17 protein-coding genes, 1 tRNA gene and 1 pseudogene are annotated in these 21812 nt (G+C 49.0%); 9 read left to right on the plus strand and 10 right to left on the minus strand.

Annotated elements, in window-relative coordinates; translation table 11 throughout:
• Window positions 1–12: 12 nt before the first annotated feature.
• Entirely contained in the window at window positions 13–954 is a 942-nt protein-coding gene (locus tag FCL49_RS09015) for an MBL fold metallo-hydrolase (RefSeq protein WP_174353242.1), read from the minus strand.
• Between the two features lie 94 nt (window positions 955–1048).
• Between FCL49_RS09015 and FCL49_RS09020 the strand changes: the two genes are divergently transcribed.
• Window positions 1049–1981, plus strand: coding sequence for a LysR family transcriptional regulator (locus tag FCL49_RS09020; protein WP_174353243.1), 933 nt, complete (start codon window positions 1049–1051; stop codon window positions 1979–1981).
• Here the strand turns inward: FCL49_RS09020 and FCL49_RS09025 are convergent.
• Entirely contained in the window at window positions 1966–3510 is a 1545-nt protein-coding gene (locus tag FCL49_RS09025; protein ID WP_174353244.1) for a glycosyltransferase family 39 protein, read from the minus strand. The two genes, FCL49_RS09020 and FCL49_RS09025, sit on opposite strands and share 16 nt — an antisense overlap.
• 246 nt (window positions 3511–3756) lie before the next feature.
• Between FCL49_RS09025 and FCL49_RS09030 the strand changes: the two genes are divergently transcribed.
• Entirely contained in the window at window positions 3757–4446 is a 690-nt protein-coding gene (locus FCL49_RS09030) for a VIT1/CCC1 transporter family protein (RefSeq protein WP_174353245.1), read from the plus strand.
• Between the two features lie 30 nt (window positions 4447–4476).
• Here the strand turns inward: FCL49_RS09030 and FCL49_RS09035 are convergent, their stop codons facing one another.
• Window positions 4477–5058: a hypothetical protein gene (locus tag FCL49_RS09035; protein ID WP_174353246.1), complete on the minus strand. Its 582-nt coding sequence runs from the start codon at window positions 5056–5058 to the stop codon at window positions 4477–4479.
• A 655-nt stretch (window positions 5059–5713) separates the two neighbouring features.
• Here FCL49_RS09035 and FCL49_RS09040 point away from each other — a divergent pair.
• Window positions 5714–9349, plus strand: coding sequence for an SIR2 family protein (locus FCL49_RS09040; protein ID WP_254610999.1), 3636 nt, complete (start codon window positions 5714–5716; stop codon window positions 9347–9349).
• Window positions 9350–9517: 168 nt separating this feature from the next.
• Here the strand turns inward: FCL49_RS09040 and FCL49_RS09045 are convergent, their stop codons facing one another.
• The 6 genes and pseudogenes from FCL49_RS09045 to FCL49_RS09070 all read right to left on the minus strand — a co-directional run bounded on the left by FCL49_RS09045 (window position 9518) and on the right by FCL49_RS09070 (window position 15722).
• Window positions 9518–10240: a hypothetical protein gene (locus FCL49_RS09045; RefSeq protein WP_174353248.1), complete on the minus strand. Its 723-nt coding sequence runs from the start codon at window positions 10238–10240 to the stop codon at window positions 9518–9520.
• 86 nt (window positions 10241–10326) lie between these two features.
• Window positions 10327–11799, minus strand: a complete 1473-nt coding sequence (locus tag FCL49_RS09050) for a hypothetical protein (RefSeq protein WP_174353249.1) — start codon at window positions 11797–11799, stop codon at window positions 10327–10329.
• Window positions 11744–14317, minus strand: a complete 2574-nt coding sequence (locus FCL49_RS09055; RefSeq protein WP_254610998.1) for a hypothetical protein — start codon at window positions 14315–14317, stop codon at window positions 11744–11746. The genes FCL49_RS09050 and FCL49_RS09055 overlap by 56 nt, the downstream gene beginning before the upstream one ends.
• Before the next feature lie 330 nt (window positions 14318–14647).
• Window positions 14648–15178, minus strand: a pseudogene (locus FCL49_RS09060) (tyrosine-type recombinase/integrase); the annotation flags it as partial.
• An 82-nt stretch (window positions 15179–15260) separates the two neighbouring features.
• A tRNA-Arg gene (locus tag FCL49_RS09065) sits at window positions 15261–15337 on the minus strand.
• 175 nt (window positions 15338–15512) lie between these two features.
• Entirely contained in the window at window positions 15513–15722 is a 210-nt protein-coding gene (locus tag FCL49_RS09070) for a hypothetical protein (protein ID WP_174353250.1), read from the minus strand.
• A 231-nt stretch (window positions 15723–15953) separates the two neighbouring features.
• Between FCL49_RS09070 and folD the strand changes: the two genes are divergently transcribed.
• On the plus strand, window positions 15954–16820 hold the full coding sequence (folD, locus tag FCL49_RS09075) for a bifunctional methylenetetrahydrofolate dehydrogenase/methenyltetrahydrofolate cyclohydrolase FolD (RefSeq protein WP_012005607.1): 867 nt from the start codon (window positions 15954–15956) through the stop codon (window positions 16818–16820).
• 10 nt (window positions 16821–16830) lie between these two features.
• On the plus strand, window positions 16831–17043 hold the full coding sequence (gene ybcJ / locus FCL49_RS09080) for a ribosome-associated protein YbcJ (protein WP_012005606.1): 213 nt from the start codon (window positions 16831–16833) through the stop codon (window positions 17041–17043).
• A gap of 69 nt (window positions 17044–17112) precedes the next feature.
• Here the strand turns inward: ybcJ and cysS are convergent, their stop codons facing one another.
• Window positions 17113–18498, minus strand: coding sequence for a cysteine--tRNA ligase (cysS, locus tag FCL49_RS09085; protein ID WP_017891882.1), 1386 nt, complete (start codon window positions 18496–18498; stop codon window positions 17113–17115).
• Window positions 18499–18800: 302 nt separating this feature from the next.
• Here cysS and ppiB point away from each other — a divergent pair, with 302 nt between their 5' ends.
• The 4 genes from ppiB (at window position 18801) to purK (ending at window position 21782) form a co-directional block, all read left to right on the plus strand.
• The gene (gene ppiB / locus FCL49_RS09090) at window positions 18801–19295 is read left to right on the plus strand and encodes a peptidylprolyl isomerase B (RefSeq protein WP_012005604.1); all 495 of its coding nucleotides are present in this window, start codon (window positions 18801–18803) and stop codon (window positions 19293–19295) included.
• Between the two features lie 10 nt (window positions 19296–19305).
• Complete coding sequence (locus tag FCL49_RS09095) at window positions 19306–20028, plus strand: UDP-2,3-diacylglucosamine diphosphatase (protein ID WP_174353251.1); 723 nt, start codon at window positions 19306–19308, stop codon at window positions 20026–20028.
• Window positions 20029–20193: 165 nt separating this feature from the next.
• Window positions 20194–20718, plus strand: a complete 525-nt coding sequence (gene purE / locus FCL49_RS09100) for a 5-(carboxyamino)imidazole ribonucleotide mutase (RefSeq protein WP_174353252.1) — start codon at window positions 20194–20196, stop codon at window positions 20716–20718.
• The gene (gene purK, locus FCL49_RS09105; RefSeq protein WP_174353253.1) at window positions 20715–21782 is read left to right on the plus strand and encodes a 5-(carboxyamino)imidazole ribonucleotide synthase; all 1068 of its coding nucleotides are present in this window, start codon (window positions 20715–20717) and stop codon (window positions 21780–21782) included. Before purE ends, purK begins: the two co-directional genes overlap by 4 nt.
• Window positions 21783–21812: the final 30 nt, after the last annotated feature.

Below are 21812 nucleotides of genomic sequence, written 5' to 3' on the forward strand. Positions count from 1 at the left end.
GCTTCATCGCCTTTAGTGCGAAAGCTGAGTGGTATAGTTGGCGGCAACCCAGCGGTAGCCGTTGCCCTCGGCCTTCACGTGCCCCAGCCCGGGGAATGAGATATGGGCTGCGGCCACCCAATCGCCCTCACGCGCCACCTGTGCCAGAATACGCTCTCGGGTTTGCACTGCCTGCTGCTGGTTCACATCAAAATGGATCGCCACCTCAGGGTCCGGCATTTGCACCGCCTTGGCGTGAATGATATCGCCCCACAATACCAGCGTTTGCCCTTCGCTTTCGACCCGATAGACCACGCTACCCGGCGTGTGGCCCGGTGCCGGTAGCGCCTGGATACCGTCCACTACTTTTAATGGCGCAGTGAAAGTTTTCAGCTTACCAGCGGCGATCACCGGGTTAAGCGAATCTGCCGACTCCTTGAAGGTATGCCTCTGGCTCGCCTCCACCTTGTTGAGATTGGCCGTGTTCAGCCAAAAATCCACATCTTTTTTATCGACATAAATCAGTGCATTAGGAAATGCCGGTTTGCCGTTTAACGACACTCCGCCAGAGTGATCGCCATGTATGTGGGTTAACAGTACCGCGTCCAGGGTTTCCGCTGGGTACCCTGCCGCACGCAGGTTTTCCAACAGGTGCCCACCGGCTTTGCCGAATAGCGGTCCGGCCCCCGTATCAACCAACACTCGCTGCTTGCCGGTATCAATCACAAAGGTGTTGATTGAAGTTTCCGCCTGCGGCGTCATCGCCTCCTGGGCCATCCTTTGTTTCAGCTCCTGCGGCGAGATATGGGTCAACAATTTATCGAGCGGAATGGTCACCGTGCCGTCGGACACGGCGGTAATGACAAATTTACCCAATGGCATGCGGTAATAACCCGGTGCCTGGACCTGCACATCCGCCGTGGCAGCACCCGTCAACAGTAAGCCGGCAATTGCCAGCGCAGAAAGCAGCTTCATAACATCCCCTTCAGTTAGAAAAATGCGTCGCCTTTAACGCTGACGGAGATTATGGTAGCGGCAGTTAACATCATTCAAATTGATTGGAATGATTATGAACATCAGAGAAAATGATTTTAGTCGTATCGACCTGAACCTACTGACGGTGCTGATGGTACTGTTTCGCGAACGCAGCGTGTCGCGGGCGGCAGAAAAGCTGTATCTGGGGCAACCGGCCGTCAGCGGTGCATTGGCACGCCTGCGTGACATGTTCAATGACCCACTGTTTATCCGTACTGCTCAGGGTATGGAACCCACTCCAAGGGCGCAAGCGCTGGTGCTGGCATTGACCCCCTTGCTCGAAGAGATGCAGCAGGTGCTATTCCAGCCCCCCAATTTCGTTGCCGCCACGGCGCAACACAGCTTCCGGATAGGCATGGTCGATTGGGTCGAAATGTGGCTGATGCCCGCGCTAATGGCTGACCTGAAACAGCAGGCACCCGGTATCACTCTAAACGTGGTGGCCACCGATCCATTCCAGGACAGTGATGCGCTGGAACAGGACCGTATTGATCTGGCCATTTCCGTCGCACCATCGGGGCCTAAATGGCTGCAGCGAGAAGTGTTGACCAAGATGCGCTTCTGCACTTTGTGGCATCCGGGACAGCTAAACCTGCCTACCCCGCTGCCGCTGGCGGATTACATTACTAACGTCCATTTGCTGGTTTCCTACCGTGGCGCAAACACCAGCGCTATCGATGAACAGCTGACCACTCATGGGCTGCAGCGTTCGGTGCGTTACACCAGCCCGCACTTCGCCACACTGCCGCTGATCCTGCAGCGTAGCCCTGCACTGGCCACCGTACCTGCAGGGCTGGGCAAAATCTGGAGTCAGGATTACGGCCTGAAGCGCAGCGAGCTACCGCTGGATCTCCCGCCTTTCGAAGTGGCCATGCTGTGGCATCACAAACGCAGTCAGGATCCTGCGTTACTGTGGCTGATGGAGCGGATACGTGCACTGGCGGCATCCGCTTATCTGGCGGGGTGAACCACAAACAGGCGCGATTCGAACCCACCACTTTTAAAGGTACGGGTATTAACCCACCCCGACGGTGAGCGACCAAAATCCTGATTGAAATCGCCCCCGCTGACCAACCATACCCGCCGATGGTTCGCGGCCAGAGCTTTGAGATTATCGACGTAGGTTTGAGTCGCCCGATCGTGAAAGAAAGTCCCAAATCCATAGGCATTGGGTTTACCGGAAATACCATTGGGTTTTCTCGGGGTGTACAACAAAGCGCGATAGTCTTTTTTGTTGTAATAGACATAACTCAAATAATTGAACATGTTGCTGACGACAACCGCATCGCCAGGCTGATAACCACTGTTGATATAGTGCACCATCCCCTTAAACTGATCTTTATCCGATAAATAATCATCACGTAGCCCACTGCCAAACAGCAGGCTAAAAAACACCAGCAACGAAACTCCACGCAGCTTGCTTTTACTTTCTGTAATCAGGATCGCCAAAATGATTGGGATACCTAACGCAGCAAAAAATAAATAGCGATCAACAAATAGCGGCATCCGCCAGGAAATCGCAAACAGCAGCAAGACCGGAACAAATACGCCACTGAGCAGCAATAGCTTGAATTTGTTCTCAACACCACGCGAAACCAGCAGCAAAGCAGATAACCCAACGAAGAAGGCCGGCAGCAACAGGAAAATACCCCAGAAATAATTGCGGCCGTCATCCCCGGTTAAAAAACGCCAGAACATGGCGGGCAGATCGCTCCATGCCACTTGTGGGATCCAGCCGACGTCCCCGCCGACTCTTAGCTCCGCAATATGAGCCAGCAAATTCAACAACACCAGCAACCAGGGGATATAAGCCAGCCCGATGGCCAGATTGGCCAGCCACCACGTCGATTGTTTTAAATAACAAACCGGCTCATCGCGCCGACAGGACAGTACCAACAGCACCACCCAGTGGGTCACCAGAGCAAAAATGGTGAAGTAGTGAGTATACAAACTCAGTGTCATCAACACCGCATAGGCCGCCAGATAACGACGGTTGGCAGGCGCCTTCAACCACATCACCAGTGCCATGGTCGCAGCGATGATCAACATCCCCATCAGCGCATACATGCGCGCTTCCTGACTGTAACGCACCGCCATCGGCATAATTGCCATCAGGCCACCGGCCAGCAACGCTGCCCGTTCATTGGCCAGCCAACGGGTTAGTTTGATTACCAACGCCACCGTAACGACGCCAAACAGCATACTGAGGGAGCGCACCGCCAGAATGCTGTCGCCAAACAACAGCATCCACCCATGCAGCAGCAGATAATAAAGCGGAGGATGTACGTCAAAGGATGCATGGTAGAGCAACGCCGACAGGTCATAGCGGCTGGTCAACACGCTGGACGCTTCGTCACACCAAAAATATTTGTTGGTTAGAGAAATGCCCCGAATCACGGCCGCAAACATCACGATCAAATACACGTATTGTTTATAGCCAATACCTTTTAATCTGTTGCTCGCCAGGGGGGCATTTGATATTTGTTGCAGTGACATAGCCACATTCCACCGGATTGCTCCACACAATGTGGAGACGCCGCGTCATCATTGCCGAGAGCGAGTAAATGGCGACTCAATCAATAGATAAAAGTCAGTGAAATCTCTTGGCAAAGCACCGACTTTACGGGCATGGGCCAGATGCAGGCTAAACTAAGGTTTCCGAACTTTGCACGCTGATAAACCAGCCTGAGTTCCGCAAAGCAGACCGGTTGTATCGACAGGATGAAACATGGGAGCACCGAGATGCACAGAGAACGACACAGTATTGAAAAGATAGGCTGGCTCAGAGCCGCGGTCCTTGGCGCTAACGATGGCATCGTCTCTACTGCCAGCCTGCTGTTGGGGGTAGCATCCGCCAATGTCACTCACCAAAGTATTCTGTTGACCGGCATTGCCGGTTTGGTTGCCGGTGCAATGTCGATGGCAACCGGTGAATATGTTTCGGTGTCTTCTCAGTCAGATACCGAGAAAGCCGCCCTGGCGGAAGAACAGGCCGAGCTGGATGCCGACTTTCAGGGTGAATTTCGCGAGCTAACCGCAATTTATGTCCATCGGGGCCTGGACGTCGCGCTGGCGAAACAGGTGGCAGAAAAACTGATGAGCCATGATGCTTTGGCAGCACATGCGCGCGAGGAATTGGGCATTTCAGAAATCACCACCGCTCGCCCTTTGCAGGCTGCTCTGACTTCTGCCGCCAGTTTCTCGACGGGGGCCATATTGCCTTTATTGGTGGCTGCGATTGCCCCGGCCCAGTGGGCGATCCCCGCCATTGCCCTTTCTGCATTGATTTCTCTGGCTATTCTGGGGGGGATTGCCGCCAAGGCCGGTGGGGCACCGATAGGTCGCGGTATTATTCGCATTACTTTCTGGAGCGCCCTGGCGATGGGTGTTTCATCAGGTGTCGGTGCACTTTTTGGTTCGATGGCCGGCTGAGGTCGGCGCCCCTGTGAGTCCCCATTCTGGTTATAAACTAATGACGCACACTACCGGTAATGTATTCAAAATAATTCCCCAGGTAATACTGGAACGTAAAATAGTCTCGGCGGCTATTGCAGGCGCTATTTTATCCGTTAGTCCTTCAGCCTTTAAATATTCAGCCAAACGTTCGAGATTGCCATTAAATTCCTTCATCAGTGACTTTAACGCCTTTGGCAACAATGCCACCAGCGAAGGAATTTCAACGGGTTTAAACCCACGCAACAACTCGACCAGTTCGCCGTAACGAAGACCGCTAAAGATATTCTTCAGTAGAGAGTTATCCAATTTCGGGGCCAGCAGGTGTTGAATATCCGGTTCAAGCAAGCACCAAAATGCCCTGGTTGCGTGACCTTTTCCCATCTCGTCCAGGGTCGATAGAATATCCTTTACGTTTAATTCATTAATGGTCTGCCGTATTGCAGTTTGGTTAGCCAACCATACCGGACCGCAGCATTTCCCGACGTAGGGCGAGTAACCAAGGATATCCTTAACTAATTCAAAATTATTGCTCAACAACGCCCCCAACTCCTGGCGGCTTGCAGTTTCCATTCTGGCTTTAAATACCATGACACTCTCGGCTCAGTCCCTGTAGATGCGCAGAACCATATCAATACAGTCGTATTTAAAAAAGACACTTTGCCAATATTTACAAAGCTGCACGGTGCCCGATCAGGGCCCTACAAGATTCGATTGCATCAAGTATTGATATGTTTTATATGGATAAAATCGTGTTCGATAAAACTTATACCAACGTTTATTCCAACAGATAAATTTGTCAGAAAATACAACCCATTATCGATGGGACAACATGCTCGGGTACCCGAGGCCATTTCCATAGGCAGTTTTATGATGTGAGCTCACCTGGTTGATGCAACTTATCCTTAAGCAATAATAGCTACTATTGAAATTCAAAATGTGAATCGTGCTGCATCTATTTTGAGACATGCCACTGAAATAACAAAGAATTTCCACCATAGGTATATCCATAACATCGTGGAAAATAGTAAAATCTGAGAATCAATCAATACTTAGATAAGTCGGGCTCATGAGATTCCATGCCGAAGGTCCAGCTATACCGGACATCCTCCTAGAACGCTGTGATGCAGGTAGGGTAGTATTTCTATGTGGTGCCGGAGTTTCGTTGCCTTCAGGGATGCCAACCTTTGTAGACCTCACTCGGTACGTAATTGAATATTTTGACCCACCACACGACTCAGAAATCATGGCTGCATTTCGCCCATGGCTTCACGACCAATCTTCGGCAAATGTCCCCCTCGACCAAATTTTCAACCTTCTTCATCTGGAATATGGCAAAGATGAGGTAAATGCTTTGGTTACAAAGCGTCTAGGGGCTTCAAGGGCTGACATAGAGGTTGGACGAGAGCATTCTCTGATTAAACGAATCTCCTCAAACCAGAGTGGAACTCCACAGATTGTCACGACGAACTTTGACCGACTGTTCGAGGTTAACCAAGAGCAAAATAACCTAACTCGATATGTTCCGCCTGCTTTCCCAGATCTGAATTTCGGTTCAACAATTGAGGGAATTACATATCTTCACGGTCGTCTGGTCAACGAAAACGCTGTAAGTCATCCTTATGTGCTGAGTAGTGCAGACTTTGGACGAGCTTACCTTTCAGAAGGATGGGCGACCAACTTTATCAAGCTTCTTCTGGAACGATACATCGTTGTTTTGGTCGGTTACCAGGCAGAAGACCCACCAGTTAAGTACCTCCTTCAAGGTCTCAATCATGATGGTCAGTTTGATCGTTCCAGACTTTTTGCATTTGATCGTGGCCTTGCCGAGGAGATTGAAGCCAAATGGCGTGACAGAGGAGTCACTGCCATAGCCTATTCCGATCATCCGCTCCTTTGGAAGAGTATGGAAGCATGGGCTGAGCGAGCAGATAATCCGCGTCGGTGGCGAGCTTCTGTGATCGCTAAAAGTCAACAAGACCCGAAAGTTCTAGCTCCGTACGAACGTGGTCAAGTTGCTCATATACTACGCACTGCACAAGGTGCGAAATTGTTCTCTGAAGCTATTCCTCGCCCCCATCCAGAATGGATTTGTGTGATGGATGCGAATATTCGGTCAGCCAAACAGAAAAAAAGATATTCCGAGCTTGATGACAACGATGCAGAGACCTTCGATCCGCAAGAGGCTTATGGACTCGATGACGATCGGCAAGATATCTCTGACGATGAACGCAAACATGGGGTCAGTAACGATAATCTCCTTGAATGGCGTGGCGAAGACGATAACCCGTCAGATTACCATCGCTTGGCTGGAGGATTTGAGACAATCCCGAAAAGGCTAGGTCATATCATGACTTGGTTTAGTGAATCTCTTGATAGCCCGGTAATGGCTTGGTGGGCTATTCGAAAAATTGGGCTTCATCCGCTACTGCTGCAGAAGCTTGAACGCAACATTGAGTTTTCAGCATCTACCCACAAACGTGCCCGTCATCTATGGAGCTTAATTCTCGAATACCATAATGATCCCCGTAATCGCCGATATGACGTCGACTGGCACGACTTAAAAGCTCGAATTAAAACCCAAGGCTGGACAGCTGGTGTTCTACGAGAATTTCGTAGGGTTATGACACCACGGTTGGAGATAAAATCGCCATATGGTTTGGGAGAAGTCAGACCGCCAAGTGACACTTGGGAGGAGACCCATTTTAGCAAACTAGGTCAATTTGAAGTTGTTTTCACCGAAAGACACGATGTGGATTTAGACGTACCCGACAATGTATTGCTGCAGGTATTTAGTGCCCTAGAAGAGCAACTAATCATTGCCGCAGGATTGCTGGAGGATATTGAGACTTTCTACTTCCCAACTCCAAGCTGTTATCCAGAGCGTGCAGTGGAAGGAGAAGAGTATTTCTCGAAAGGTGCTGATGTACTGGTATGGTTTGTACAACTTTTTGACCGAGTCGCTGGAAAGTGGCCAGAGTTGGCCAATGCGCACGCAACAACTTGGCCAGTAGCAGAGCCATTTTTCTTCCGAAAACTTAGATTGTATGCCTTCAGTAAAACAGACGTCTTTAGGGCTGATCGTGTAGTCAACGAAGTTTTTTCTTTAGAACAAAATAGCTTCTGGGACACAAATATTACCCGCGAACTTTTATTTTTGCTGACAGATCGATGGGAAGAATTCTCCCAAAAGAACCAGAATCAAATTATCGAGCGCATTCTGACAGACCCATTTCAATTACCTTATGATACGTCTGATGACGAACTCCCGAAAGCTAGGGAAGTGTTAGCTGCAAGATACACTCGCTATCTCGAATTACATGGTTGTGAACTGAGCGCGATTCATAGTGATCGTCTCAACACAATGATCAAAGGTATTCCTGATTGGGATGACGGCTGGGCTACCTCTGTGGTCATTAGTTGGGGGTCTCGATCGGCCTGGGTCGGTACGGACGAAAAAACTGATTTAGTCTTAGACCTTCCTCTAAATAAGATAATCCCAAAAGCAAAAGAGGCGCTACAGCGGGAGGATTACCAATTTACGAGGAAACGTCCCTTTGTTGGTTTGATCAAAGAAAATCCACGTAAAGCATTGGCTGCACTTACGATTGCGGCGAAAAATGGCGATTATCCTAAGGAATTCTGGTCTCCAATGATAAGTGAATTACCTGCAGATATTAAACCAAGGCTGAGACGAGTGTTCCTTAATCGCATAACGCAGTTACCAGCGACAGCTTTAGTCGAACTACGACATGTATTAAGTAGTTGGCTTGAACAAAACTTAGTTATGACGATTAAGTTTGATGATGGTCTTGGTTGGGCAGTTTACGATCATGTCATCGGAGGCATTCTGAGTGGTGGAGCTAATGCTACGGAAAGTGGTTTCGGCGAAATTTTCCGGAATGGAGAGGTAGTTATACAGTCCAGGCGCACATTCGGCCACGCAATCAACGGCCCTGTAGGCAAGTGTGCCCAAGCTCTTTTTCAAGCAATACCAGGAGAGGAAGCGGAAGCTGGTTCGCTTATTCCGGATTCTATTAAGTATCGCCTTGAGCGTCTTTTTATAGCACCCGGAGAAGGTGCAGACCATGCTATAGCTATAACGGCTCGTAATCTAAATTGGCTAATGTTTGTTGATCCTGTATGGGTAAAGGAAAGGATTATACCGATGTTGGATTTAAAGCATCCAGCTGCAGAACCGGCATGGAATGGTTATCTTTATAGTGAAGGTATGCCTTCAAATGCAGTAGCTGAGCTTATCAAACCTAGTTTTCTTAACCTTTTCACTTGGCTCGAGCATCTGTCTTGGGAAAAAGACCTTTCAGTTCGTGCCTCTCAATGGCTTGGTTTAATGAGAGTGTTTCGCTCTGATGAGTCATGTGGCCTGTCGAGAAATGAAATGCGCTTCGTTTTGCGATCATTATCAGATGAGGCGAGAAATCGTTTTATTTCTTGGTTGGGTTTGGTTGGGCAAAAAAACGATAATGGCTGGATCAAACATGTTATCCCATTAATCAGTGAGGACTGGCCCAAAGAACGCCGATACAGGACAACGGCTTCGGTGAAGGCGTGGATAGGTTTACTTGATGACACCGAAGATAACTTTCCTGCTGTCTACGAAGCAGTGAAGACACTCTTGGTGCCAATCGAGACATTTGATTACCAGTTCTACCGTTTCACTCGTGATTTCGGTGGTAAAAAACCAATTACCATGCTTTTTCCTACAGTGACTCTTGATCTAATGGATAAGATAACACCAAAGAGGCTTACCCGACCCCCAGGTGAGTTACAGAAGATACTTGGCCTAATTGAAGAGACAGAACCAAACCTAATCAAGGATTCGCGGTACTTACGGCTTATTGAGCTTGTTGAGAAAAGCTAGCGCATACAATTGTAACAATAGTTATTAATCATCGCTCAACTAAATATTTTCGGTATACAAGAGCGAGCTAACTCAGGTGCTGGCTAAGAGCGAGGTGCAGGCGTGAACATTTGGCCAAGGAGACGTCTTTAACCGTTCCGTCTGACAACGCGAGTAATTTTGACGAGCTTATTCGAATTGCTCAAGTATGCCATGTAACCCAATAAACTTTATTTTTAAATCATGGTCATGCCTAAGAACAGTCTCTAGTGAGTTCCGTTCATAAATTATTGGTTGCGCTTGTAATGAGCCGTTCCATGATGGCAAAAGTAGAATGGCGGATGTTTCCAAATCAATACCCCACCAATCGTTAATATAGCTATTTAAGAAATTAACAAGAGCTTTTATCGCAATAAAAGCATCCTTATCAGTATATGTTTCAGGATCAAGGGATATGCCTGATAACTTACTTTTTACTGCTTCGAAGTTGCCATTAGACTGATGTAGGTAGACAGTCTTGCCTTCACTTGGTGTAGTCTCTATTGTATCAGATATCAATTTAATCTTAGGGTGTACTAATGCATTACGTTGTTCTAATAGTTCTCTGATTATTTGTGTTTGAATGACTCCTCGAGGCAGAGCTGTTTCTTTGTGCCACTGAAGGGTGTAGTCTAATTTATCAAGTGTAGAGAACCTATCAATTTGGCCTTTTATCTTTTGCGTTATTTCGATAGACGATAAAAAGCAGTTAGCCGCAGCTTCAAGTGCATAGTTAATTGAAAGAACACTCGATTTCGCAAGCGTCTTTTTGATGTGTGTTTTTTGTTCCATTACGGATAACTCATAAAGAGTTATTGCATCAGAAAATATTTCAAAGAAACTATTCTTTGTTATTTCCACTGTTCTTATCACGAGCTATCCTTATTGTGTAATGTAGATATAATCGATAGTGAAAGTGCCATATTCTGTAAATTTTATACTTTGATTGATATCAATCATTATCGAGAGTAGAAACTCGGTTTAGGAAAACCTCCTCTGATAACGACTACAACTATCGCAATTTGAGATTGACCCGTTGGGTGAATAAATATCTCAATATCCTCTTCTACCACCCCAACTGGTGCTGATTTTGAAGATGATTCAAGCACAGATAAAACACCAATGCGCTTTCCTAGCCCAATTGCATAGGCTGCTGTTTGATCAAAATATTTCTGGAAATCTTTTGGAAAAAGTACCTTGTTATTTTCTACTTTTAACTCTACAGGAACGTCTTTGAATGTGAGATCTGTGATCCCACCCGCAGCTTCCGGATGGCCTTGTAAGTATTCGCCAATATCGCTCCTACTTCTAAGCATTTCCGCAATTTTACTCTGAAATTTTTGTTCTGATGTGCCAGCAACAAATAAACCAGCTTTAAGAGCTTGTGCCGCAATATTTCCTAAGCCGCCAAGTATAATCATTGTATTGGCAATATCATCTGAGTGTAATCCAGGAAAAGCTCTTAGCATGTTGCGAATTTTTATAAGATGCCTATCGACGTTTGAAAACCCAGTTAACGGAGCTTGAGTAGAATCACTCCCTTCAAGTAGTAAACGTCTATGTCCTACAACAACAACATTTCGGCAATCACTTGAGTTGTCAAACTCTGCAGCGTATAGAAACTCATAAGGTCTGGAGCCAAATGAATTCGCCACTTCCAGAATGACGCGACCGACCCCCGTCAATATGAAAGGTCCATCACCCTCTGGTTTTTCGAATCTAAAATCAGGTAACCAACCTCGCTCACGGGCATCAATTGTTACCGGCTTCAGTAAAAGGATATTTGCACTTTTGGGCCAATTTGAAACCCTAACCTCTATGGTAAGGTCATAAGAAATTCCTGGCTTAAGGTAGTTCCATTGTTTAGCAGGTTCGCCATCAATATCAAATTTCAGAAATGCTACTGTTGATTCTAATTTATTTTTATCTTCGGAGCCTTCATTAGATATCAGTTGCCGAATCGCCCCAGCATCTTTATTGCGAAGATTCGCAAATAAGAGAAGAGGCAAGGACCATCTTGTTAACTGGTCTTGTATTGTACTCAATAAATCTAATGTATTGATAATTCTGACTTGCTCTAGAAATTCATTAAGTTGTTTATTATTTGAGAAACTCGACGTCATATCGATCTCTGATGCTTTTAATTTTGCTGAGTTTAAAAACCTTTGAGCATCAACCTCAGCATTACGTATGGCATGTTTCCACTCAGCCAAAGATACAAATATCGTCATTGCTGTATAATATGCACGATATTGATCTTCAATATATCCTTGACCGAGTTCGTCGATCGTTTCATTGAGCTTTTGACACGCTTTTTTAAGTTGCGCCAAGTAATGTGGAGTCGACCTCAGTGCACCATCCAACGCAGCTGCGATCTCAATTCTCGGAGAAAAAGCTTGGTGGAAAATCTCGAAGTTTGGCTCGTTCTGCATTCTCTTTCTCCAAATCAGCCATAAGGCCATTCCATTTTGCAATTAATTCAATATAGGGCTCACAAACGCCTATAGAATTTTCGATGTCAGCAGCTTCTGTAACTAAAGCAGCTTCAAGTTTCCATTGTATGTGCCTGTCATCTTTTGGAATTTCTTCTAGTAGTTTCTTGAAACAAAGAGTTGCAGTTGCATTATCACCAAACTTGCTTAACGCAGCCACATACACTAAAGCTTCAATAAATTGTTGAGGTTTGAACGGTTTCAGAGCGTCAAATGCCTTTTTAAGATCTTCCTTACAATTTTGAAGCTCATCATGTTTCGCTCTTAAGATTACTGAAATGCAGTCATCAATAGAAACACCTCTAATATACTCATCCTGAATTGCTTTTAGCGCTACTTTGACAAATCCAGGAACATCATCAAAATGATAACGTAATCGATTGATAGCATTATAAAGGGCACTTCCTTGCAGGCTTAATAAAATATTTGAAAGAAGCAATCCAATTTTTCCCTTTCTTTCTTCATCTGATAAGCAAAGCGATGCAAATACATCAATGCACTCAACAACGAAATCGTCTTGGTTATCTGGTTGCGCGTAATAACATATTAGATTCCATAGTTGAGATCTCACGAGATTCCGTTTCTCATCAGGGAACGCTCTACGGCTTAGCGAGCGAACAGCATACTTATGAACCATCACATATTGATCCAATAGCAAGGCTGAGTAAGCCTCAAAGAATAAATCGGGGAAATTCTTCACCAACTCATAGGGCACATTTTCCCACGCCTGTACGGCATGAGCTCGAATAATCGTACTCTCATCCATTAGTGCGCGGTACCAGTCGGAAAGTACGATCGTTAGGCTTTCCACTCCAGTCAATAATTTTGAAACATGAACTATCATGTTTCCGCGCATTTGTATTTGTTCTTCGGGTAAACTTCGATATAGACTCAGGAAATCTTCGATTCCTTCACACCCTTTAGATTTGGCACCAATTGCAGCCCATTCAATCAGTGCAACTTGTAATCCATCAATAGCGTTACGCTTATTACTTCTTTCTAAATGATCAAGGAAGTTCTCTTCTATTTCTAAAATTGTTTCTTTATCTAACTGCTCATATTTCTCGCTTAGCGTTGCTGCCGCCCCTATCAGATCATCAAAATTCGCAACCGCAAGCTCAGCAAATTCATCCCAAGAGTGCCTGAAGAAATGTCCTGCATCATCCATACCATCCTCAGGATTTTCTACAGCAGCCCAAAGTAACCGTCTAAAGGCTATCTCTTGAGCTTTTCCTATTTCGGTTTTTTTTCTATAACCGTGCCTCAGTACAGATCTATAGACTCTATTGGCCTCTTTTCTTCCAATATCATCTTTGTCAGCGAGATAGGCTTGAATCGCTTTATCAGTTTCTTCGGGAAAGCGATCTAAACATTTCGTGGCTGTTTTCCGAAGATAGTAAAGAACACTGCTATCTCGCCCTTCCTCTGGCAGTAGCGTTCGTCTACGCATCAACTTGGCAAAGATACTCCTGATATGTCTTAAAAGCAGTGCGTCATTATCCGTTGCGAGAATAATTTCAATGCCAACTTGAATTTTTCCCGGATGGGTATCTTTTATGAATGCGTCAACTTCTGCATAAATATCAACTCGTCTTTTTTGGAGCAGTGACTGGATAGGTGCTTTATTAAGCCTTTTATACTCATGTACACCAAAATTCATTCCGGGTGGAGGCTCAATAGCCATCGAGGAAAAATGTAATAGGACCTTTATGAAATCATTTCTAAATAGCTTTTCCGCTTCTAAAAGAATTATTTCTATAGCGGATGGAAAGTCTTCGTGATTGTTCACTAAATACACTGCAATTGGCAGTTTTTCTGTTGGTGATAATGATGTTCTTATCAAGGCTTTCGCAGCCGGTGTTGAATATGGCAATCTCTCATGTAGTACCGCAGGCAAAAGATGTTCAATTACTTTCTTGGTAAATGTCTCGGGAGCAAGATTTGCGAGTTGTTCCAGACGGGGATCGTTTTTCTCTATTTTTTCTTGATCGAGTTCGTCCAGCAAATCGAGTACAAACGTTTCTTCAAGAGAAAGTGTAAGGCGTAATACTTCTCGTTCTTGTTGCCTGTTAAGCTGCTTCTGCTTTCTCCTCCTTTCTTCTTCTTTACGAGCCAAATTTCGTTCTTCGGCTGCTTTTTCTCTGGGACCAACAAACTCTATAATGTTGGGAAATCCTACCGGGATCCTCCGGTTACAATCCTTACAGTTCTCTTGATAGAAGCTGTAAACTGAGTCTTCCAGCAGCCAACTAAGCATTGAGTTTTGCTTAACAAACTTGCATTGGACTCCCATATGGCCAATAGGTAATCCTGTTTCTGCCTCAATCATCCCTCTCCCCTCTGATCGTATGAGTTCAGAGTGAGAGCACCAGTTACTAAGTAGCTTTACAGCCCGGAGATTTCGTTGACCAGCTACAATGGTCTCTTCAATTCTTTTTTTACCGTCAAAATCATCCATTAATATCACACCTTTAAAAGGAATATTTACCCACCTAAACTGCGGTAAGTAGGATTATTATACCGAGATTCGCTAGTCTTGTGTGTTATGAAATGTGATATATGTCAACTGGTTGTATAACGGAGCCGCATTCAGTGTTAAAAGAAAGGGAGACAATTAAAACCTCAGTCTGGATAAAAAATAGTATTGATACCTTTGACCTACTCTCCGCTGATTAATATAGCTTGATGTTGCAATATTCGCTTCTGGCAAGTGGCTGAAAGTCAGATTATGTGATGCTCAGGTTAACAATAACGCTAGTTAGTTGATAACTTAAGACTAATATTTCCAAGATAGGGGTACCAGATGCGGGCGACGCATCTTCATCCTTTCTACCGGGACTTCCCAAACACGTTTATCAAAATCAAACTCTTTCCATTCAGCCTGGCTGAGCTCGACGGTGCGAATCTCGGTCAACATCAGAATTCGATCGAGTCGCCAGTCGGGTTATCGGACTACCAGAATACGCGGCAAGAACCTGCAAGAAGTCAGGGACTCATCAGCCAACAGATGGGGATAATGGACAGATTTAGGCGGCGTTAACACACTTGCCAGCTCTGAAGTAGGGTTAGTTTCAGCTCGTATAATGACAATGGCATAGCGGAATACCTGATTGCAGGCCTTGCGGATTTTACGCAGCGAACTGAGCACTTCGAGCGGTTTGAACTCAGCAATGAGACGCTTGCCAGTATCAGGAAAGATGTCGTTCTCAAACGCTTCCATCAGATCTTCAGAATAGCTTTTCGACCAATTAGGCCGTTTGTACTCATGCCATTCCAGCGCGACAGCCTTGAAGATATTTTCGACATTGACCTTTTGAGCCAATTATTGGTGGCTTAGTCCCAATCTGTCCCATGAAGGAAATGAAAAGCTTGGGCGATTTTCGTAAGCAGTTGAATCTAAATGGTACGCCCTACAGGGCTCGAACCTGTGACCTACGGCTTAGAAGGCCGTTGCTCTATCCAACTGAGCTAAGGGCGCATTGGGATGCGGCAACCGGAGTTGCGGAGTGCGATTATACGGTCAGGGGTTACTGAGTCAATGCCTTTTCATGGCGTTACGGTGGTGGCCGTGCTTTATGGTGGTTTTTCCACCATTCCCCCTGCCGTTCGCTAAATTCCCGTCATCATTCGCAGCATATCCCTTCCGATGCATCTCATCTGCATAGCCTCCGGCACAGCGCACGCAGCCGTGCTCGCCAGGATGGCGGTGCTTTATGTTCCGCGAGTTGATGCAACGCCATCAGCTGCGCCACGTCCGCCGGGTGCATCGACGAGTCGAATACCGTTTCACCCACGTGTTTGGGCGGGTTAATCGGGCTGGCAATCTGCTGATGCCATGGATGTAGCCGGGTGATGATCATCATGATGGTGGCTCCGTTAGCGCCTGCGGCTGGCGAGAATACCGCAGTGTGAATAGCCACAGCTTAGGCAGCACGAAGTAAAAAAGGCGTAGAGGATCATTCTGTTGGCATAAAAAAAGCGTAAATCATGCCTGGCAAACGCCGTCGAACACGATTCAGCGCCTGACAGCGCGCTCCGCTTCTGACAAAATAGCGCCATCCCCGGCTTTTCTTAATTGATGGATTTCCTCACTGATGTCAGCAAAGATTATTGATGGTAAAACGATTGCGCAGCAGGTTAGAAACGAAGTGGCTGAGCAAGTTAAACAACGTCTGGCCGCCGGCAAACGCGCGCCGGGCCTGGCAGTCGTGCTGGTTGGCGAGAACCCGGCCTCACAGATTTACGTCGCCAGCAAGCGCCGCGCCTGTGATGAGGTGGGCTTCCTCTCCCGCTCCTACGATTTGCCTGCCACCACCAGTGAGGCAGAATTGCTGGCGCTGATCGATCGGCTGAATGCCGACGGCGAGATCGACGGTATCCTGGTGCAGTTGCCACTGCCTGCCGGCATCGATAACGTCAAAGTGCTGGAGCGTATTCATCCGGATAAAGACGTTGACGGTTTCCACCCTTACAACGTCGGCCGCCTGTGCCAGCGCTCGCCTAAACTGCGCCCATGCACCCCGCGCGGCATCGTCACCCTGCTCGAGCGTTACAACATCGATACCTATGGCCTGAATGCAGTGGTGGTTGGCGCGTCCAACATCGTCGGCCGCCCGATGAGCATGGAGCTGCTGCTGGCCGGTTGCACCACCACCGTGACCCACCGTTTCACCAAAAACCTGCGTCATCACGTTGAAAATGCCGATCTGCTGATCGTTGCGGTCGGTAAACCGGGCTTTATTCCAGGTGATTGGATCAAACCGGGCGCGATCGTGGTGGATGTCGGCATTAACCGCCTGGAAAGTGGTAAAGTAGTCGGCGATGTAGAATTCGATGCCGCCAGCGAACGCGCGGCCTATATTACTCCGGTTCCGGGTGGCGTTGGCCCAATGACCGTTGCTACACTGATCCAAAATACCTTGCAGGCCTGCGAGGTTTATCACGACGTTCAACCTAAATAAGTAAGGCAGTATGGAAACTTTTAATCTGGATAATCACCCGCACGTCGAACTGTGCGACCTGCTCAAGTTCCAGGGCTGGTGTGAAAGTGGCGGTGCCGCCAAAGAAGTCATCGCCGATGGGCAGGTGAAAGTAAACGGCAAAGTAGAAACGCGCAAGCGCTGCAAAATCGTCGCCGATCAGGTGGTGGAGTTTAACGGCGGCAAGGTTGTCGTTAAGCCGTAAGCCGTGCTCCATAGAAAAAGGCGCTGAGGGTTAACCCAGCGCCTTTTTTGCTTTTCAGCCTAAAGCGAATTACTTACGGCGCCAGGTGGTCCCCTGCGGGCCATCTTCCAGCACGATGTTCATCTCGTTCAAACGGTCGCGTGCGGCATCCGCCAGCGCCCAATCTTTGGCTTTGCGGGCGTCATTGCGCTGTTTGATCAAGGCTTCAATCTCCGCCACTTCACCGTCGTCCGCCTGTGCGCCGCCCTGCAAGAACAGTTCCGGCTCTTGCTGCAACAGGCCCAGCACCTTCGCCAGCTTGCGCAGTTCCGCCGCCAGGCCGTTGGCTGCCGTCAGATCTTCAGCTTTCAGGCGGTTAACCTCACGCGCCAAATCAAACAGCGCCGAGTAGGCTTCCGGAGTATTGAAGTCGTCATCCATGGCTTCGCGGAAGCGAGCTTCAAACACTTCGCCACCGGCTGGTTGGGCGTTAACGTCGGTACCGCGCAGCGCGGTGTACAGACGTTCCAGTGCGGTACGCGCCTGTTTCAGGTTCTCTTCGCTGTAGTTCAGCTGGCTGCGATAGTGGCCAGACATCAGGAAGTAACGCACGGTTTCGGCGTCGTAGTAACCCAGCACGTCGCGGATAGTGAAGAAGTTATCCAGCGATTTCGACATTTTTTCTTTGTCGATCATCACCATACCGGAGTGCATCCAGTAATTGACGTACGGGCCGTCGTGCGCGCAGCTCGACTGGGCAATCTCGTTCTCGTGATGCGGGAACATCAGATCGGAACCGCCGCCGTGGATGTCAAAATGGGTGCCCAACTGCTTGCAGTTCATCGCAGAACATTCAATGTGCCAGCCCGGACGGCCTGCGCCCCATGGCGATTCCCAGCTCGGTTCGCCCGGCTTGGACATCTTCCACAGCACGAAATCCATCGGGTTACGTTTTACGTCATCGATCTCTACCCGCGCACCGGCCTGCAGCTGATCCAGATCCTGGCGTGACAACAGGCCGTATTGCGGATCGCTGTCGATGGAGAACATCACGTCGCCGTTGCTGGCCACGTAGGCGTGATCGCGATCGATCAGGCGCTGGGTGATCTCAACGATCTCGGCGATATGCTGAGTGGCGCGCGGTTCGATGTCCGGGCGTTCAATCAGCAGAGAATCGAAGTCGGCGTGCATCTCTGCCAGCATGCGCGTGGTCAGTTGATCGCAGCTTTCGCCATTCTCTGTCGCACGGCGGATAATTTTATCGTCAACGTCGGTAACGTTACGCACGTAGTTCAGCGAATAGCCGAGATAACGCAAATAACGCGCGACTACGTCGAAAGCAACAAAGGTACGCCCGTGGCCGATATGACACAGGTCATAGATGGTTACCCCGCACACGTACATGCCAACTTTACCGGCATGAATGGGTTTAAATTCCTCTTTTTGACGACTCAGGGTATTAAAAATCTTTAGCATCGGGACATTCCGTGGTGTGCGTGATAACAAAAATAGTAATTAGGCGATTCACCCAGCAGCGTATTGAAACCCGAAGCCTGATCTAATGCAAGGTTAAGGCCGCGCTTTGCTAAGCTGAGAGGTGGAAAACGGTGAGAAATCAGCGATTGCCATTGATGTTATAATATAACAATTGTCGTTTTACCACAGCCAGCGTGCGGTTTAGCCGCTGCTGACTGATTAAAGGAGATATGTTATAACGGCGGTCTGATTGTTCACTCGATCCTTGTGACATCTCAATTCATCTTGTTAGGACTAAAACTATGGTTACTTTCCACACTAATCACGGCGATATCGTTATCAACACCTTTGCTGACAAAGCGCCGGTTACCGTTGAAAACTTCCTGAACTACTGCCGTGAAGGTTTCTACAATAACACCATTTTCCACCGTGTTATCAATGGCTTTATGGTTCAGGGCGGCGGTTTTGAGCCTGGCATGACCCAGAAAGACACCAAAGCGACTATCAAGAACGAAGCCAACAACGGTCTGAAAAACACCATCGGTACCCTGGCAATGGCTCGCACCAACGATCCACACTCTGCGACCGCACAGTTCTTCATCAACGTGGCAGACAACGACTTCCTGAACTTCCGCGGCGAAAACGCGCAGGGCTGGGGCTACTGCGTATTTGCTGAAGTGGTTGAAGGCATGGACGTGGTTAACAAGATCAAAGCGGTGAAAACCGGCCGTAGCGGCATGCACCAGGACGTACCGGTAGAAGACGTGATCGTCACTAGCGTTACCGTCAGCGAGTAATCGCGGCTGCATGAACACGCTGTTCATCGCAGATCTGCATTTAAGCGCACAGGAACCGGCAATCACTGCCGGTTTTCTGCGTTTTTTGCGGCAAGATGCCATTCACGCCGACGCCCTGTACATTCTTGGCGACCTGTTTGAAGCCTGGATCGGCGATGACGATCCCGAACCGCTGCACGGCGAAATCGCCGCGGCGCTGAAGGTGCTGCAACAGGCTGGCGTCCCCTGCTACTTTATCCACGGCAACCGCGATTTTCTGGTCGGTAAACGCTTTGCCCGTGCCAGCGGTATGCAACTGCTGCCGGAAGAGAAAGTGCTGGAGCTGTATGGCCGTAAAATCCTGATCCTGCATGGCGACACGCTGTGTACCGACGATCAGGCCTACCAACAGTTTCGCCGTAAGGTACACAATCCGCTGATCCAAAAGCTGTTTCTGGCAATGCCGCTGCGCTGGCGTCTTAAGATCGCAGCCAAAATGCGTGCCCGCAGCCAGCAGAGTAACCAGTACAAGTCGGACTCCATTATGGACGTCAACCCACAGGCGGTTGAGCAGGCGATGCTGCGCCACAAGGTTCATTGGATGATCCACGGCCACACTCACCGTCCGGCGGTGCATGAATTGGCATTGAGCAACGGCAAGGCCCACCGCGTGGTGCTGGGAGCCTGGCACGTTGAAGGCTCAATGATCAAAGTCAGTGCCGACGCCGTCGAGCTGATCCAATTCCCGTTCTAAGTTCCTGACTTGTCGCGCAGGTAAAAAAATTCACGCTTTTGGCGATGAAAACCGGCGACGCAACCGTTTTCCTCGCCGTGCGCTCATGGTATGCTCTGTGCCCTCATTCGGCCTCCCGCCGCAGGCAACCGGCCGTCGTTTGTACAATACAGGAGCCTTACACCCATGGGAGCCAACGCCGCTTCAGCCACCCACGCTGGGGTTAAAATCGCAATTGTAATGGGATCGAAAAGTGACTGGGCCACCATGCAGTTTGCCGCCGAAGTCCTGACCTCGCTCGATGTCCCGTTCCATGTCGAAGTCGTTTCCGCTCATCGCACGCCAGACAAGCTGTTCAGCTTTGCCGAGCAGGCAACTGACAATGGCTTTGACGTGATCATTGCCGGTGCTGGCGGTGCTGCGCATCTGCCGGGCATGCTGGCGGCGAAAACGCTGGTTCCGGTGCTGGGTGTTCCGGTGCAAAGCGCCGCCCTGAGCGGTGTAGACAGCCTGTATTCGATCGTGCAAATGCCACGCGGTATTCCAGTGGGTACGCTGGCCATCGGCAAAGCCGGTGCAGCCAACGCCGCCCTGCTGGCAGCGCAAATTCTGGCGCTGCACGACACCGCGCTGGCGCAACGCCTGGCCGACTGGCGTCAGGCACAAACTGACGAGGTGCTGAACCACCCTGATCCGCGGGAGGAAGCATGAAGCCGGTTTGCGTACTGGGCAACGGCCAGTTAGGCCGCATGCTGCGCCAGGCCGGTGAACCGCTGGGCATCGCCGTGTACCCGGTAGGCCTCGACGCCGAACCGGAAGCCGTGCCCTACCAGAACAGCGTGATCACCGCCGAAATCGAACGCTGGCCGGAAACCGCGCTGACGCGCGAACTGGCAACCCATAACAGCTTCGTCAACCGCGATATCTTTCCACGTCTGGCAGACCGCCTGACGCAAAAGCAGTTGCTCGACCAGCTTGGTCTGGCCACCGCGCCGTGGCAACTGCTGGCTGACGCCGCCGAATGGCCACAGGTGTTCGCTACCCTGGGTGAACTGGCGATCGTCAAACGTCGCGTTGGCGGTTACGACGGCCGCGGTCAGTGGCGCTTGCGCCCAGGGCAAGAAGCCGAATTGCCGGCCGATGCCTATGGCGAATGTATCGTCGAGCAAGGGATTAACTTCTCCGGTGAGGTGTCGCTGGTTGGCGCACGCGGGCATGACGGCCAGTCGGTGTTCTACCCGCTGACCCATAACCTGCATGAAGAAGGCATTCTGCGCACCAGCGTGGCCCTGCCGCAGCCCAACCCTGCCCTGCAACAGCAGGCGGAGAAAATGTTGACGGCCATCCTTGATGAACTGAACTACGTCGGCGTGATGGCGATGGAGTGCTTTATCGTTGGCGATCGCCTGTTGATTAACGAGCTGGCCCCGCGGGTACACAACAGTGGCCACTGGACGCAGAACGGTGCTTCCATCAGCCAGTTCGAACTGCATTTGCGCGCTATTCTCGCCCTGCCGCTGCCAAAACCGGTAGTCAGCACGCCGTCGGTGATGGTCAACCTGATTGGCACCGCTGTAAATCAGCAATGGCTGGCGTTACCGTTGGTGCATCTGCACTGGTATGAGAAAGAGGTGCGTGAAGGTCGCAAGGTCGGGCACCTGAACCTGAACGATCCTGACGCTGCTGTATTGCAACAGGCGTTGCAGGCACTGGCACCGCTGCTGCCGAGCGAATACCAAAGCGGTCTGGCCTGGGCTCAGCAAAAGCTGGCTTAACAGTTCTCCGTGCCAAAAGTTGTTTCATGG

It is taken from the genome of Serratia proteamaculans (genome assembly GCF_013337185.1).
Classification (GTDB): domain Bacteria; phylum Pseudomonadota; class Gammaproteobacteria; order Enterobacterales; family Enterobacteriaceae; genus Serratia; species Serratia proteamaculans_D.

Bases quoted from the DNA above. Each gene is read 5' to 3' on its own strand.
- purE (WP_174353252.1), top strand. From the start codon at position 20,194: ATGGGAGCCAACGCCGCTTCAGCCACCCACGCTGGGGTTAAAATCGCA.
- FCL49_RS09055 (WP_254610998.1), bottom strand. From the start codon at position 14,317: ATGGATGATTTTGACGGTAAAAAAAGAATTGAAGAGACCATTGTAGCT.
- ppiB (WP_012005604.1), top strand. From the start codon at position 18,801: ATGGTTACTTTCCACACTAATCACGGCGATATCGTTATCAACACCTTT.
- purK (WP_174353253.1), top strand. From the start codon at position 20,715: ATGAAGCCGGTTTGCGTACTGGGCAACGGCCAGTTAGGCCGCATGCTG.
- FCL49_RS09020 (WP_174353243.1), top strand. From the start codon at position 1,049: ATGAACATCAGAGAAAATGATTTTAGTCGTATCGACCTGAACCTACTG.
- FCL49_RS09025 (WP_174353244.1), bottom strand. From the start codon at position 3,510: ATGTCACTGCAACAAATATCAAATGCCCCCCTGGCGAGCAACAGATTA.
- FCL49_RS09040 (WP_254610999.1), top strand. From the start codon at position 5,714: ATGGCTGCATTTCGCCCATGGCTTCACGACCAATCTTCGGCAAATGTC.
- FCL49_RS09015 (WP_174353242.1), bottom strand. From the start codon at position 954: ATGAAGCTGCTTTCTGCGCTGGCAATTGCCGGCTTACTGTTGACGGGT.
- FCL49_RS09095 (WP_174353251.1), top strand. From the start codon at position 19,306: ATGAACACGCTGTTCATCGCAGATCTGCATTTAAGCGCACAGGAACCG.
- FCL49_RS09035 (WP_174353246.1), bottom strand. From the start codon at position 5,058: ATGGTATTTAAAGCCAGAATGGAAACTGCAAGCCGCCAGGAGTTGGGG.
- FCL49_RS09030 (WP_174353245.1), top strand. From the start codon at position 3,757: ATGCACAGAGAACGACACAGTATTGAAAAGATAGGCTGGCTCAGAGCC.
- ybcJ (WP_012005606.1), top strand. From the start codon at position 16,831: ATGGAAACTTTTAATCTGGATAATCACCCGCACGTCGAACTGTGCGAC.
- cysS (WP_017891882.1), bottom strand. From the start codon at position 18,498: ATGCTAAAGATTTTTAATACCCTGAGTCGTCAAAAAGAGGAATTTAAA.
- folD (WP_012005607.1), top strand. From the start codon at position 15,954: ATGTCAGCAAAGATTATTGATGGTAAAACGATTGCGCAGCAGGTTAGA.
- FCL49_RS09070 (WP_174353250.1), bottom strand. From the start codon at position 15,722: ATGATGATCATCACCCGGCTACATCCATGGCATCAGCAGATTGCCAGC.
- FCL49_RS09050 (WP_174353249.1), bottom strand. From the start codon at position 11,799: ATGCAGAACGAGCCAAACTTCGAGATTTTCCACCAAGCTTTTTCTCCG.